We start from the raw sequence: 15,334 nt of genomic DNA, 5'->3' as shown, positions 1-15,334 counted from the left end.
TAAGTTATTAACTTCTTACATTTTTATATTTTTCATAAAATCGTTCCACTCGACCGCCACGATCGGAGAATTTTTGACGCCCTGTATAAAACGGGTGTGTATCGGAACTGATTTCTACTTTAATAAGTGGGTAGGTTTTTCCATCCTTCCAAATAATTTCTTCCTTTGATTGTTTCGTTGATCCAGATAAAAATTGATATCCACTATTAACATCCATAAAAACGACTTCCTGATAATTAGGATGTATTCCTTTTTTCATAATAAAGTCCTCCTCTGTTTTAATAGAATATACGAATCACCAACTAGACTTTTTCACACCAGGTATTTGCCCCTTATGAGCATATTCTCTAAAGGCAATTCGAGACATTTTAAATTTTCTTAAATAGCCTCTTGGCCTTCCAGTTACTTCACATCTATTTTTCAACCTTGTTGGGGAAGAATCTCTAGGTAGCTTTCTTAATGCCTCATAATCCCCCTTCTCTTTCAACTCTCTGCGAATTTCAGCATACTTCTCTACGATTTCTCTTCGTTTTCTCTCTTTGACTACTTTTGATTTTTTTGCCAATATTCTTTTCCTCCTTTATGTTAAATCGACATCATTTCGATTTAATAAAAATAATTATCCACTCTTTCGACACTTATCTATAATAAAACGAAATGATTACGATTTACAACTTATATGCCTTCAAACTATATTAACTTGCAGTTATTTTCCAATTAAACGGATCTTTTAACTGACGCCAATCGTCATAAAACTCTTCCTCTGTTAATAAACAGTCATCCAATTCTTTTTTTATTTGCTCTACATTTAAATCCTTTCCTATAAATACAAGCTTTGTATGTCGATCTCCAAATTCAGCATCCCAGTTTTCTTCCAATCCTGGATTAACACAGATAATTTCCTTCTGTCTGGCTTCTGGCAGTGATGCAACCCAGTAGGAAATTGGTTCAATCGTTACAGAAGGTCCTGCTTGGGATAAAAGTAACGCTAAATTATTTCTTGTCGCACACCATGCTATGCCTTTCGCACGTACAATTTGCATTGGCATCGAATGACACCATTCATTAAACCTTTCCGAATGAAACGGTTTTTTACTAGCATAAACAAATGAGCTAATCCCGTATTCCTCTGTTTCTGGTGAATGCATGCTTGGACCAATATTTAATTCCCTTAACCAGCCTGCTGACTCACTAGCTCGGTCAAAATCAAATAAATTTGTATTTAAAATTTCTTGCGGATCAATCTCACTATTCACTGTTCGAATAATTCTAGCAACTGGTTGAAGTGTTCTAATTACTTTCTCTAGTTTTTCTAAATCCTCTGCTGCGACTAAATCGCATTTATTAAGAATAAGTACATCGCAAAATTCAATTTGATCAATTAATAAATCGGCAACATTTCTCTCATCCCCTTCTCCAACTGCTTCTTTACGGTCAAGGAGAGAATCGCCAGACTCATAATCATGCCAAAATCGATTTGCATCGACTACCGTTACCATTGTATCCAGTTTACAAAATTTAGTTAAATCAATTCCCATTTCTTCATCAATATAAGAAAAAGTCTGTGCGACTGGAATTGGTTCACTGATTCCAGATGATTCGATTAAGATATAGTCAATATCCCCTTCCATCGCAAGCCTTTCCACTTCTACAAGCAAATCCTCCCGTAATGTACAGCAAATACAGCCATTTGACATTTCTACTAGCTTCTCTTCTGTTCGGGAAAAGCCGCCAACCGTTTGAACTAGTTCACTATCAATATTCACTTCACTCATGTCATTGACAATTACCGCAACCTTCAACCCATCTCGATTATGTAAAATATGATTAAGCAAAGTTGTCTTCCCAGCACCTAAATAACCACTCAACACTGTAACCGGTATTTTTTTCATTTCCTCACTCTTTCATTTTTATTTTATAAATCGTAATCATTACGATTTATATGATAGTCTTTTTTATGAAAAAATGCAAGGATAAATACATTAGAGGAATCAAAGAGCCATCCAATTAACAGGATCATCTGCTTCTAGATGAGTGCTATGGATTCTTTCTTGGATTTTCGTATGCTTCAACTGCAAGTCTTGCCTGCTCTAATTCATTTAGCGTATCTAATTCTCGTTGCCTTCTATTTATATTCACCTGCCTTTGATAGACAGACGATTTTCTACTTCGGCTATCTGTTGTGGTATAAGAACACCAGTTTCTGGTATACTAGCAGTCACTCTCCTGCCTGTGGTTCATACACGCAAATCCCCCATTTCATTTTGCCAGAATGGGGGATTCTGTTCTATCTAACTTTTTATTATGTATAAAGAAAGATAATCTATTAAACTATTATAATTCCTTTGATGACAATGGCAAGAACAGCTTAACGCCTCGTTTATTAAATGGGAAAATTTTTAAATCAGCTATTAAATGACTGATATATCCCCCAAGACAAGTATAGTACAATCCTTGCATTCCAAGCGAAGTCTCTAAATCAGAGGCTATAATTCCAAAGAACACGACTCCTAATATAGAATGGGTATAGCTTCGATGGGAAGTAAAGGATGCAATCATAATAAAGATTCCTAATAGAATAATCCATCTTTCTTCTACAGAAAGCCCCCCCATCAAAACGGCAATTCCAGTTATCGTTAGCATATGTTTTTGTTTAATTAAGGAGGCTATAATTAATATCAAAATCCCTATTCCGACACCCATCCACCTTTCTACTGCGACCTTCTCGAAGAAACTATAAAGAATCATAAGTATTCCGATTACCTGTGCAGACAATTGAATCATCTGATGCGGCAAAGTAATTTTCCCACGAAGTTTCCCGTCAATATCTAGATCAGGCATTAATCCAGAGACAGCTCCTAAAGCGACACACACAAGCGTCTCCGTTGGTGTGGATTGCACGGTATGAGCAACAATAAATCCTGTTGCTGATCCAATTACAGCATGTGATGTTCCATTCAAGTTGATTTCCACCTTTAATATTTAATAGTATTGATGCACTGATTACTATTCTACACCAAAACATTTGTTCTGTTTAGGGGGATTTTAAAGTAATAAAATACGCAAATAAAATTTGTAGACTAATCGATAATTATATAATTATATTAAGAGTGTCAAATTGAGGAATTTCACGAAATATGTCAAAAATAGAATCTATTAATTGGAGAAAAGGAGGAATTCAATACTGAGGTTCTACGTCTTTTAGTTATTATTACTTACAAACTATTCTATCTTTTTACTTTTTGACGTTTCCTCTTACCTCTGCTACATTTTTTTGTAGGATTGAAAGTAGCTTTTAGGTGCTTATCTTAAAATAATCGTCTAAAATAAACCCAAGTAAATATGATGTCTTTATGCTCTTAGATACTCGAAATTAGAATCATGAAAATTTTTTAAATACTTCAAAAGGTGGGTGCAACAAGCTTGGAATATGTGTTGTTGCACCTAATAATACCTTCCCAATAAACACATAATTAAAAGCATGATTCTTCTTTTCTTAATTCTCAAATTTTCATTTGTTTCAGTGAAAACATTATTTATGGTCTTACGGCAGTTCCATCTACAATTCTTGCTAGCGTCCACTCTGGCAATTTATCATTACAAGGGTATTTTTTTGCCTTCTCCTCATTAATATCAATACCTAAACCAGGTAACTGATTAGGATATATATATCCATTTCTAGTCTCTGGGCTACCTGGAAATACTTCTTGCACTTTCTCACTAAATCCATAATATTCCTGAATCCCAAATGCTGGACTACTCACATTTAAGTGTACGTTTGCAGCGTGTCCAACTGGTGAGACATCTGCAGGTCCATGCCATGCTGTGCGTATGCCAAACATTTGACATACTGCTTCTACTTTTCTCGCAGGGGTTATCCCTCCAATTTGACTAACATGGATTCTTATAAAATCAATTAATCTATTTTCTATTAGCGGCATCCATTCATTAGGATTATTAAATAGTTCTCCCATTGCAATAGGTACTGTAGTATGCTGTCTAATTAACTTAAACCAATCAATTTGCTCTGGAGCTAAAGCATCCTCTAAGAAAAATAATTTAAATGGTTCTAGATCTTTTGCAAATCCAACAGCATCAATCGGTGCTAACCTTTCATGAATATCATGAATGAATTCAACCTCCCAGCCTACTTTATTTCTTAGATAATCAAACATCTTTATAACACTTTTCATATAAATTTTTGGATCATAATAAATTCCATTGGGAGCTTTTTCTGGTTTATTGATAAAATGATTTTTCCCGCCATAGCCTCCAAGTTGACATCTAATATAACGAAACCCTTCCTTCATAAATTGGATTACATTTTCTTCTACCTGTTCTATAGTTTCTCCTTCTGCATGTCTATAAACAGCTGCACCTTCTCTACATTTGCCACCGAATAATTGATATAAGGGCATATTCGCTAATTTTCCTTTAATATCCCAAAGTGCCATATCAGCACCAGAGATTGCATTGTTAAATTCCGGACCATTACGCCAATAACCACTTACATTTGTGGTATTCCATATATCTTCAATATTATGAACATCCTTGCCTATTAAGAATGGCCTAACATAATTATCAATAGCTGAAACTACTGATAAATATCTTTGAGTAAATGTTGCACATCCTAAACCGTATAAGCCAGGTTCAGTTGTTTCAATTTTTACTACTACTAAATTCACACCCTCTGGGGCAGTTACTATCGTTTTTACATTTTTTATTTTTATCATAATTATCCCTCCCTATTTAACCTTTAACAGAGCCTGAGGTTAAACTACTGATAAAGTACTTTTGAAAGAAAATAAACAAAATAATTAATGGTAAACTTGAAATTACAGATGCAGCCATTAAATCATTCCAAAGAATTTTATAATATCCATTTAATTCAGCGATGCCAACAGGAAGAGTTCTCATCGTTTCTGAATTAGTTAATATCAGGGCAAACATATATTCATTCCAACCTGTTAACATTGCATAAATGGCTGTGGAAGCAAGTCCTGGTAACGATAGTGGCATAATAATTTGTAAAAAGGTTCTTAATTTACCACACCCATCCATCTTGGCCGCTTCATCTAATTCAATTGGTATAGACTTGAAAAATCCTACCATCATCCAAGTACAAAAAGGGATAGTAAAAGATATATAGACTAATATTAAGCCTAAATGGGAATCGATTAGATTTACTGATCTTAACACATGGTAAAAAGGTATTAATAACATAATAGAAGGGAACATTTGAGTTACTAGTAAAAAAGTAAGAAAAGATCCCTTTCCTTTAAATTTAAACCTGGTTACTCCATAGGCAGCCAAACATGAAACAATAATAGATGCGATTGTGGAAATCGAAACGATTATAATACTATTAATAAAATAATCAGAAAAAGGATAATCTCTAAATATATTTATAAAGGATGCGAAGGAGAAGTTTTCCGGTATCCATTTTGGTGGTGTTGTCATTACATCTTCAATAGGTTTTAAAGAGGTAGAAAGCATCCACAAAGTAGGTACTAAGACAAATCCTGAGGCAAATATTAATAGTACATAAATTAATAATTTCGAAAGTCTAAATCTCCTTTTAATCATTATCTAGTACCCTCCTATACAAGAAGCCTATCAAGAAACATACCGCAAAAACAATTACCGCCATAGCTGCTGCATTTCCAAAATCAAAATATTCAAATGCATTCTTAAAGATATCAATACTAACTACATTTGTAGCATTTCCAGGTCCACCTGCAGTCATTACCCAGATCATCGTATAATGTTTAAACCACCAAACTGTATCTAGTATGAGGCTTACTACTAAAACTGGCTTTAAGCCTGGAACTGTTATATAAAGAAATTCCTGCCATTTATTCGTTCCATCTATCCTTGCAGCTTCATATAAATCTTTCGGAATAGACTGTAATCCAGCCAGGATCATCATCATTATTAAAGGATACCCTTTCCAAATACTAACCATTACAACTGCTAAAAATGCATAAGTACTTTCACCTAACCAAGAGATAGGTTCAGAAATAATATTAGTTGTCAGCAAAATATGATTAAATAAGCCATACATTGGGTTAAATAACCATTTCCACAATAAAGCAACTACCACTTCAGGCAAAAGCCAAGGCAAAACAAGGATTGCTCTAAAAATAACGCTTCCTTTTATATTTATATTTAATAAAAGTGCCAAACCAATTCCTATGATAAAATGACCTAATATCGTTAGTACTGTATAGAGTAAAGTAAGCAAGATGCTATTAGTAAAATCCATATTAGAAAATATTTCTTTAAAATTTTCTATCCCAACAAAATCCCAACGATTAACCAGATTTGTATCAAAAAAACTAATATACATACCATAAACTAATGGATAAGCCACTAACAACAACAACGCAATTGCAGCAGGTGCTGTAAACAAGTAGCCACTCCAATATTCTTTTTTTAATATTGAGAATGTTTTATTTCTCATATTTTCACCACCTGACCGCATATGTCGGCATTCCCCTGATCCAACTCTCTTATAAGCAAAAATAGTTAGGGGAATACCGCTTTATTATCCCTTTATCCTACCTAAAAATTATTCTTTACTAATTAGATCTTCTGCACGATTCTCAGCTTTTTTCACAATATTTTCGACGCTTTCACTATTCGTTAACATTGTTTGATAAGCTTCAGCTATTATATCTTGGAATTGGCTATATGAAGAGATCTCTGGTAAATGAAATGCATATGTGATAGCCTCTGAATATCCTGCCATTTCAGGTGTATTTAATTGTTGTGACTCCCCTACATCCTTTCTTGTTGGAAGTCTCCCTGTATCCTTATTCCATTGAAGGGAATTTTCTTTGTTTACTAGAAATTTCAAGTAATCTGCTACTTCTTCTTTATGTTCACTGTTCTCTGAAATTCCATATCCAATAAGGCCAAAATTAGAGGAATATTCAATATCTTTTGGAACTGGAGTACTATAGACTTTACCTTTTAAATCAGGATTTTCCGCATATATTGCTCCTAATGCATTAGGTCCAGTAATCATCATAGCCACTTTATTTGTTGCAAATAAACTCGCTACCTCAGGAAAACCAGATTCAGTAACCCCTGGTGGAACAACTTTATATTTATTATTTAAATCTCCATAAAGTTGAAATGCCTTTTTAGCTTCATCTGAACCTAAGTCTGTAATCCAATTTCCGTTATTATCTTTTCTAATTTCTGCTGCACCAAAGGAACGTAAAATAGGTATAAATCTTGAAGCACCAGAACCGTTTCTAGTTCCAACTAACCCAAATCCCCATTGATCTACTTGACCATCTCCATCTTTATCTTTTGTTAGCTTTTGAGCTACTTCTATAAATTCATCCCAAGTCTTCGGCGCCTCTAAACCTTCTTCTTCAAACCAATCTCCTCTAAAGATTAACGCTTGCGGGGTCGCGTTCCATGGGATTAATTGTAATTCCCCATTTATACTTGCTTCATCAATAATATTTTCGTAAAAATCTTTTAAATACTCTTCTCCTAATAATTCAGTAAGATTAGCTGTCATTCCCATATCATGAGCTGTTCTCATAAATTCAGGTGTCATAGTAAAAGCATCGGGCAAATCATTACTTGTTGCTAATGTTGTAAGCTTCTTATATAAATCATTCATTGGAACCCCTATAAATTCAATCTTAACTTTAGGATTTTGCTTCATGTATTCATCCGCAATTTTTTGTTCAAGTTCCCCGTCTGGTTGTTCTGTTTGTGAAACAGACATAATTTTTAAAGTTACTACGCCATCTTCTGATTCACCAGCCCCTTCTTTTGATGAACACCCAGATAAAACGCTTACAATAAAAAGCAAGAAAACTAACCCCATTTTAATTTTTTTCATTTTCTCACTACCCCCATCTTTTCTAAATAAAATCTATTTCTAAAAATGATATTTTTTAGAAATAGAGAACAACCTATAAGGTGGCACGTCATACAACTTTTCGGAAATTTTATCGTTACTAAGTCATATTAAGTTTTTCTAACATTTCCATTACTCCTCTTCTTATCTGGTCTTTAATACCTTCTGCATCCCTCTTTTTAAAACATTCATACTGTTTCGTATGTCCATCTATACTGTTTTGGTTCACACCTATGACTCTATTCAATTCCTCTAAATATAAGTAAAAGTATTTTGAATTTTTCAATACTTCAAAAAGCAGCTTGTTTTTTGAAGCCTTAGCAATAACTAAGTGAAATTCAAAATCAGCAACAGTGTACTTTTTGTATTCTTTTTTGTTTTGTATCATTTTTTTTAAAGCTCTTTCTAAATTTAAAACATCTTCTTCAGTTGCTCTTTCCACAGCGAGATCAATACACTTAAATTCAATTGCTTCACGGAATTCAAGCATTTCTAATATATCTTCCTTAGTTAACTTTAATTCTACATTTAATGTATCTAAGCTACTCAAAATACTTACCTTTGCAAAATTAGAAACAAATGATCCTTGCCCGTGTTTGATTTCAATGATCTTTTGTACACTTAATTTTTGTAATGCACTTCTAATACTCGTTCTACTTACCCCTAACATTTCACACAATTGATGTTCAGAAGGAAGTTTTTCTCCAAGGCCCCAATAACCATTATAAATCTTCTGAATTATCTGATCATAAATTTCATCAACCACACTCTGCCTATTAATTTGTTTAACCATTTCCACCTTCACTCTCTTCAAGTTGTGTGTTGTCATACAACTTCTTGCTTATCTCTCCTCTTAAGAATTTAATTTTCTGTAGATGTATATTCTTCCAATCTATATTTATGACATTTAAAAAATTAAAATCACATCTAGAATCTTGCTTACTCTACATTGAATCCTCTTAAATACAGTGTTAAGCACAAATCTTATTTAATACTATAAATGGAAGCAAGAGACAGTTCCTTTTCCTACACTTCCATTCAGATTATAACTTGATACGTTTATTAGATTCTTTCCCTCACTTATGTTACACTTCACTTCAAAAGGTGGTTATAGTTATGCAGCAATTGCAATTTGAATCTTCCTGGGATAAGCAAATAGCCCCTCAGGATCGAGAAAATATAGAAAAAATCTTTAAGGAAACAAAGGATTTAAATAGCTCAAGTGTAGTTTTTTCTCCTATCCGAGAAGCAATTAATCATAGAGATGCCCTACTTGTATCAGTATTGGTTCATAATTTTACGGAACATCCGCTGACCTTAATAGATGCAAAATTACATTACAGTGTTAATAATGAAGTGATTGCGGAAAAAGACTTCACGTTGCCAGACCTAGTCATTCCTTCACAAGTGAGTATGCCTTGGACGTTTATTTTTCCAAAGGATAGTTATAGTGTTCAAAATGCTTTTAAGAGTGGGCGATTAGAACTAAGATAGAATTTCAAAAAATAACTCAAGCTAAGGGGGGATTAACTAGAGAATGGTTAACCCTCTTTCTAGTTTATTGGGGATGAAAATAGTTAACCAATTAATATATTAGCGGTTAGCCTGTTGCACACAAGTAATTATTTGTTGAGAACGGGAGTGCAAAATTAAAGTTCTCATTCTGGTAATACTTAGATACTATTTAAAAATAATAGAATTCACTAATGTAAATTATAATCTTTAATAAAAAAATAATCGAGAACTCCTATCAAACTAGATGGAAGCTCTTGATTATTAATATTTTTTAGATTTTAAAGATTAATAATAAGTCATTTACAAATTGACTAAAAATTATTGTTAGTTTTCTAAAATATAATCCTCTGCTTCCTTGCTCCAAATCCCACCAGTTTTAAAGAGAATCTCTGCTAATTCACCTTCTTTAATCCTATCAATATTAATAAGATTAAAATTCTTATGAGTGTAGACTAGTTTTTTTCCTCCACCTATTTCTGGTAAGTTAAGAGTTGTTTCTCCCACTGCATTTAATCCAAGAATATGTGTAACTATATTCGCTACATTAACTTTCTTGTTTTCAATAAGTTTTACTGCTTTTCTCATATCTTGAGTATTACCACCAGATGTACCAACATAATGAGTAAAGTTATAGTGTAAATCGTAGAAATTTATTTTTGCCTCAAAGTCTTTATTTTGCGGACCGGCAAAAAAGTTTAAACATCCATCCCGATTAAGTAATGCAGATCCATCTGTAATAGCAGTTTCTGAAGGAACAAATACAAATATATCATCATAACCTGATCCAGTAATCTCTTTTAGAAATTCAACTTGATTCTCTATATCTTTCACATTTACATAGTTTATTTCTATTCCATTCTGACTAGGATAAAGTTTTTCTGCTCTAACTAATTTTTCCTCATGTCTATCTGTTACTACTAGTCTTTTTGGTTTTATTGGTCCATTTATGGCATAATCTATCGCCAGTAATCCCATAGGACCTGTGCCTCCCATAATAAGTAGGTTTCCATTTTCTTTTATTCCCATTTTATGATTATAAGTACCTTCTATAAGATGATAGTTCGCTTCAAATGCACCTATTACACATGATAATGGTTCTACTAAAGATCCTTCAAAGTATGTGTCTCCATGATATGGTATCAAACAATCTTGTTCCATAACATCTGAGGATATTATAATATAGGTAGCATCTCCACCAGTATAGGGATACGAATAGCCGGGACAATCCGGCTTATCTGGCAATTGCAAATTTGCTTGCAGAACATAACGTTCGCCAACCTTATATTGATGTTTCCATTTATTTCCCACCTCTATAATTTCACCACAAAATTCATGACCAATAATAACAGGATTTTGTGTTAAATCTTTTGGTGCCTTTTTATGTTCCTCGCCTTGGTTTGTCAGTTTCCAAGTTGACATACATATGCTATCTGTTACTACTGATGCAAGAATTTCGTTTTCTTTAATGGGTGGGAGTTCAAATTCTTCTAATCGCAAATCTTTTTTTCCATATAGTCGTACTGCTTTTGTTAACATATTTATCTCCCCTACTTTAATTAATTATGCTAAAATTCCCAATCCGTATCCAATTATTCCAATTGCAAATAAACCGAAGATTAATAGTATTGGACTGACTTTTTTCTTTAATAACTTCATGACTAGCAATGTTAATCCTAAGGCTAGTAAACCAGGAACTAAGTCATCTAAAATATTCTGAACGGTAGTGATTATTGTATCTCCATCTGCTCCAGTAGTTTTTGATACTACGATTGGTACATTTATCGAGGTCCATTTTGTTACTAATACTCCCATGATGAATAATCCTAAAATAGTAGCTCCTTCTGTTAACTTTTGAAGTAAGTTGGTTGAGAGATCTTTAACAATATCCAGGCCTTTTTTTAGTCCATAGTTTAAGCCATACCATTTCATAGCTAGACGTACTATATTAAAAATCAAGAAGAAAACAATTGGCCCAAGAATATTTCCCGAGAGAGCTAATGATGCACCAATAGCTGCTGTAATAGGACGTAATGTTCCCCAAACGAGAGGATCTCCAACACCAGCTAGTGGTCCCATTAACCCTACTTTTAAACTATTAATTGTTCCTTCATCAATATCTGATCCTTTTGCTTTTGCTTCTTCCATAGCCATGGTTACACCAATTACTGGACCAACTACAGCAGGTGTTGTATTAAAAAAAGTTAGGTGACGCTTTAGAGCCTCTGCTTGATCTTCTTTAGTTTTGTAAACTCTTTTAATAGTAGGAATCATATCTACACAAAATGCTAGTGCGTGAATCCGCTCATAATTAAAGGAAGCTTGTTGGAAATTCGAATATAAAAAGGTTTTAAAAATATCTTTTTTTGATATAGATGATTTCGATTCATTCATAATGTCAGCTCCTAATCTTCTAATTCATCGTCTTTCAGACTGGTATTATCAACTGCACCAACACCTGAACTTGCTATAGCAACATCTTGTTTTTTATAATTCGGATTTAACTGAAGGAATATCAGTGCCAATATTAATCCAATTATTCCAAATGCCAGTAAACTAAAATCTAGGTATCCAGCTAAAACAAAGCCTAAAAAGAAGAAAGGCATTAAATACTTTACACTCATCATATTAAGAACCATTGCATATCCGACAACAACAATAAATCCACCTGCAACTGCTAGCCCACCTGTAACTACATCTGGGATGGCATTGAGCATATTGTTCACCATATCAGCGCTAACAAAAATTGCTACTATTGTTGCTGGTAATGCAACTCGTAATGCTTGAATAAAAAGCGCGCTAAAATGAAGGAAAATTATTTTGTTAAAAGCAGCCTCTTCTGCTGCTTTATCAGCTGCATGTTGAAATGCTACAGTAATTGTCCGTGCAATAACTGTTAATACTTGACCGGCTGCTGCAACGGGAAGAGCAATCGCGATACCAGCTTGAATATCTTGTGAGCCAACAACTACTAGAATAGTAGATATTACGCTAGCTAAAGCAGAATCTGGTGATTGAGCCGCACCTATATTCATCCATCCTAAAGCTATTAATTCTAATGTTCCCCCTAAAATAACCCCAGTTGTTACATCTCCCAAAATAAGGCCAACAACAGTACAAGCTATAAGAGGTCTATGTGTTTGAAACTCGTCAAGAACACTACCCATCCCTGCTATACAAGAGAAAACAAAAATTAATATTACTTGAATAATAGAAATATCCATAATTATTCTCCTTCTTTTTAGACTCTAATAGCTTCTTTTAGCTTCTGTTCAAAATCTATCTTTGGATCTGATGCTACTACTCTGCAATCTAACTCTACTCCTAAAATCTTCAATTCATTAAATGCAGTAATATCTTCTGCACCAACTGAGATTGCTTTTGTAATTTGTTTTCTACCAGCCTTAAATTGCATACCTCCCACATTTACTGATTTTATTGGAACTCCCCCTTTTATTATTTCCACTACTTCTGAAGGATTTGTAAATAAATAAAACACTGTTTCTTTTTCATACTTCGGATTATTGTATACTTTGATCGCTTTTTCCACATCCACTATGTTGACCTTAATTCCTGGAGGAGCTGCTTGTTTAACTAATGTTTTACGAATCTGATCACCATCAACTTCCTTACTGACAACAATAATTCGTTGAGCTTTAGCTACTTTCGCCCAAACTGTAGCTACTTGACCATGTATTAATCTATCATCAATTCTTGCTAAATTAACTATCAATTATAACTCCTCCTCTTCAACAATCTGATTTTCAAAAGATTTTACCATTTCACTAGCATACTCAATTAGAATATTTGAGATTTCATTAATTGGTGTATTATTTAATAATGTAGCAGCTTCTAACACTAAAGGTAACGACATTCCTGAGATAACTTCTATATTGATTGATGGTTCTTTCATACAAATAGCACATCCCGCATTATATGGGGTTCCACAAAACAAATCGGTTAAAATTAATGTATCTTCTCTATTAAAAGCGCTTATTTCTTCATGAATTTTTTTGGACAGGCTTTCTAAACCCTCTTCCATTTTAAATTCGATTGCTGAAAATTTATCCATTTTCCCAAAAATCATTTCAGCTGAATTTTTCATTTCAAGTGCTAACTTTCCATGTCCTACTAAAATAACTCTGCTCATATATTATCCTCCTATCCTCTCGTTTTTCCTCCCGCAATATTTATTGTAACTCCAGTGATATAACTGGATTTTTCTGACAATAAGTATGCAACTAAATCAGCAACTTCAGATAATTTCCCACTTCTTCCTAATGGGATAGTACTAGTTTTATTGTATCCTGCTCGTAACTCATCAATAGTAATATTTCTTGTATAGGCTAAAGCAGTTTCATAATCAATAGTCCTTAATCCAGTTTCCTCCAAGATACCAGGTGCTATTCCAATGACTCTTACTCCTTTTTTCCCCAGCTCCTTCGCCCAAGAACGAGTAAAACTATTCACTGCCGCCTTCGTTGCTGCATAACAGCTTTGTCCTTCTGAACCTTCTAAACCACTTTCAGAAGACATGTTCACAATTACACCATATCCTTGTTTTACTAGCCATCTTCCAACAGCCTGGCTCATTAAATAAACTCCTTTTTGATTGATATTCACCATTTTTTCAAAGATTTCATCATGTATTTCAAACTCACTATGACTTTTCTTTCCATCTACTAGTAGAGCCGGAATATTTATGCCAGCGTTGTTTATAAGTCCATCAATTTTCCCAAATATTTCAATTGTATAGTCAACGGCACGTTGTACAGAGTCTCTTGAGGAAACATCTGTTTTATGAAAATTTAAATTTTTATGCGTATATTCCCCTTCTCTAATATCGGCATTAATTACTTTTACGCCTAAATTACATAGATTTTTAGTAATTGAATCACCAATTCCTGAAGACCCTCCTGTAACAATAACTACTTTTCCTTCAAGGTTTAACCAACTCACTGCATCAGCCCCTTCACATTAGTGAATTATAAATCACATTTGTTATAACCTCATTATATGTAAACCCTTTCAAATCGTCAACATAAAAATCACAAATTATTTTTAATGTTCACATTTGTGAAACATAATAAAAAAAGCAAATGAGTGTACTGTCATTTGCTTTAAACTATCAATTATTAAGATTTATCTAAAAATAAAATGTCCTTTGCAGTTTCCTCAGTCGTTATTAATGATGTTAAAAGATTACCTCTTAATGCACCAAGAATGGCTAAAGATTTATCTTTTGATTCAGCAACCCCAATACGTACCTTAATTTTTTTTAAAGTATCAAAATCAATACCGATTCTACGATCATGAAGTTCCAATTTAACATGCTTTCCATTGATATCAAAAAAGCTTGATAATATATCACCAACCACATTATTTTCTTTTAACTCTGCAATAATGGATTCACCATAAAAAGCTTTCCATACTTCTTTTCTCGCAATTAAAGGACTTCCTATCCCAAATATGGCCATATCAAGCTCTTTCCAAAGATTAGTTAATTTTATATTATACGGTGTATTCAATAAAGAATTTTTAATATCAGGTGATCCAGTAATAGCTGGAGAATCAATCATTAAGGCACTTCCATTAAGCTTTTTTGCTGCTTGATATGTTATCGTATTTACATGATATTCACTAGACAATGCTCCTGCTGGACCACCAATCATTGGAACACATGTAATATCATTTGTTGATTGGTATTCCAATTTCTCAACCGTGGCTGCTAATGATCTTCCCCATGAAAAACCAATTTTCATCGAATCCTGTACAATTTGTGAAATATAATCACTAACCGCTTTCCCCATCAGTTGTTCTTTTTTCTTTGTTTCTACTTCTTGACCTACATGCACGATTATTGCACGATCAAGGTTGTATCGCTTTTCTAATTCTTGTTCCAATGAATAGGTACCTGCAGTGTCATATTTTATTGTT

General features: G+C 33.5%; 17 protein-coding genes. 1 reads left to right on the top strand and 16 read right to left on the bottom strand.

The window, feature by feature from the left end; translation table 11 throughout:
- Positions 1-7: 7 nt before the first annotated feature.
- The 9 genes from RTL21_RS10965 to RTL21_RS10925 all read right to left on the bottom strand — a co-directional run bounded on the left by RTL21_RS10965 (position 8) and on the right by RTL21_RS10925 (position 8,678).
- Positions 8-259, bottom strand: coding sequence for a type B 50S ribosomal protein L31 (locus RTL21_RS10965; protein WP_312095923.1), 252 nt, complete (start codon positions 257-259; stop codon positions 8-10).
- A 36-nt stretch (positions 260-295) separates the two neighbouring features.
- Positions 296-565: a 30S ribosomal protein S14 gene (gene rpsN, locus RTL21_RS10960; protein WP_312095922.1), complete on the bottom strand. Its 270-nt coding sequence runs from the start codon at positions 563-565 to the stop codon at positions 296-298.
- 130 nt (positions 566-695) lie between these two features.
- A complete protein-coding gene (locus RTL21_RS10955; RefSeq protein WP_312095921.1) occupies positions 696-1,892 on the bottom strand; it encodes a GTP-binding protein in 1,197 nt (398 codons plus the stop codon).
- 442 nt (positions 1,893-2,334) lie between these two features.
- Positions 2,335-2,961, bottom strand: coding sequence for a metal-dependent hydrolase (locus RTL21_RS10950; RefSeq protein ID WP_312095920.1), 627 nt, complete (start codon positions 2,959-2,961; stop codon positions 2,335-2,337).
- A 575-nt stretch (positions 2,962-3,536) separates the two neighbouring features.
- Positions 3,537-4,733: an enolase C-terminal domain-like protein gene (locus RTL21_RS10945; protein ID WP_312095919.1), complete on the bottom strand. Its 1,197-nt coding sequence runs from the start codon at positions 4,731-4,733 to the stop codon at positions 3,537-3,539.
- Between the two features lie 16 nt (positions 4,734-4,749).
- Positions 4,750-5,586, bottom strand: coding sequence for a carbohydrate ABC transporter permease (locus RTL21_RS10940; RefSeq protein ID WP_312095918.1), 837 nt, complete (start codon positions 5,584-5,586; stop codon positions 4,750-4,752).
- Positions 5,579-6,463, bottom strand: a complete 885-nt coding sequence (locus tag RTL21_RS10935) for a carbohydrate ABC transporter permease (protein WP_312095917.1) — start codon at positions 6,461-6,463, stop codon at positions 5,579-5,581. The genes RTL21_RS10940 and RTL21_RS10935 overlap by 8 nt, the downstream gene beginning before the upstream one ends.
- Positions 6,464-6,571: 108 nt before the next feature.
- On the bottom strand, positions 6,572-7,867 hold the full coding sequence (locus tag RTL21_RS10930) for an ABC transporter substrate-binding protein (RefSeq protein WP_312095916.1): 1,296 nt from the start codon (positions 7,865-7,867) through the stop codon (positions 6,572-6,574).
- Between the two features lie 118 nt (positions 7,868-7,985).
- The gene (locus RTL21_RS10925; protein WP_312095915.1) at positions 7,986-8,678 is read right to left on the bottom strand and encodes a FadR/GntR family transcriptional regulator; all 693 of its coding nucleotides are present in this window, start codon (positions 8,676-8,678) and stop codon (positions 7,986-7,988) included.
- 323 nt (positions 8,679-9,001) lie between these two features.
- On the opposite strand from RTL21_RS10925, the gene RTL21_RS10920 reads away from it, so the two are divergent.
- Positions 9,002-9,379 (top strand): SLAP domain-containing protein, encoded by a 378-nt coding sequence (locus RTL21_RS10920; RefSeq protein WP_312095914.1) that lies wholly within the window; start codon positions 9,002-9,004, stop codon positions 9,377-9,379.
- A gap of 345 nt (positions 9,380-9,724) precedes the next feature.
- Here RTL21_RS10920 and RTL21_RS10915 read toward each other — a convergent pair whose 3' ends face one another.
- The 7 genes from RTL21_RS10915 to RTL21_RS10885 form a co-directional block, all read right to left on the bottom strand.
- Entirely contained in the window at positions 9,725-10,936 is a 1,212-nt protein-coding gene (locus RTL21_RS10915; protein WP_312095913.1) for a zinc-binding dehydrogenase, read from the bottom strand.
- Positions 10,937-10,960: 24 nt separating this feature from the next.
- Positions 10,961-11,791 (bottom strand): mannose/fructose/sorbose PTS transporter subunit IID, encoded by an 831-nt coding sequence (locus RTL21_RS10910; protein ID WP_312095912.1) that lies wholly within the window; start codon positions 11,789-11,791, stop codon positions 10,961-10,963.
- A gap of 11 nt (positions 11,792-11,802) precedes the next feature.
- Positions 11,803-12,615 carry a PTS mannose/fructose/sorbose transporter subunit IIC gene (locus RTL21_RS10905; protein WP_312095994.1) on the bottom strand — a complete coding sequence of 271 codons (813 nt, stop codon included), beginning with the start codon at positions 12,613-12,615 and terminating at the stop codon, positions 11,803-11,805.
- Positions 12,616-12,638: 23 nt separating this feature from the next.
- Positions 12,639-13,130, bottom strand: a complete 492-nt coding sequence (locus tag RTL21_RS10900; RefSeq protein WP_312095911.1) for a mannose/fructose/sorbose PTS transporter subunit IIB — start codon at positions 13,128-13,130, stop codon at positions 12,639-12,641.
- Positions 13,131-13,547, bottom strand: a complete 417-nt coding sequence (locus tag RTL21_RS10895) for a PTS sugar transporter subunit IIA (protein ID WP_312095910.1) — start codon at positions 13,545-13,547, stop codon at positions 13,131-13,133.
- 11 nt (positions 13,548-13,558) lie between these two features.
- A complete protein-coding gene (locus tag RTL21_RS10890) occupies positions 13,559-14,356 on the bottom strand; it encodes an SDR family oxidoreductase (protein WP_312095909.1) in 798 nt (265 codons plus the stop codon).
- A gap of 176 nt (positions 14,357-14,532) precedes the next feature.
- Positions 14,533-15,334 (bottom strand): sugar-binding transcriptional regulator (locus RTL21_RS10885; RefSeq protein ID WP_312095908.1); only part of this gene is annotated, 802 nt, incomplete at its 5' end.

It is taken from the genome of Niallia sp., from assembly GCF_031978665.1.
GTDB lineage: Bacteria > Bacillota > Bacilli > Bacillales > Cytobacillaceae > Niallia.
This window is presented reverse-complemented; position numbering and strand designations above follow the sequence as displayed.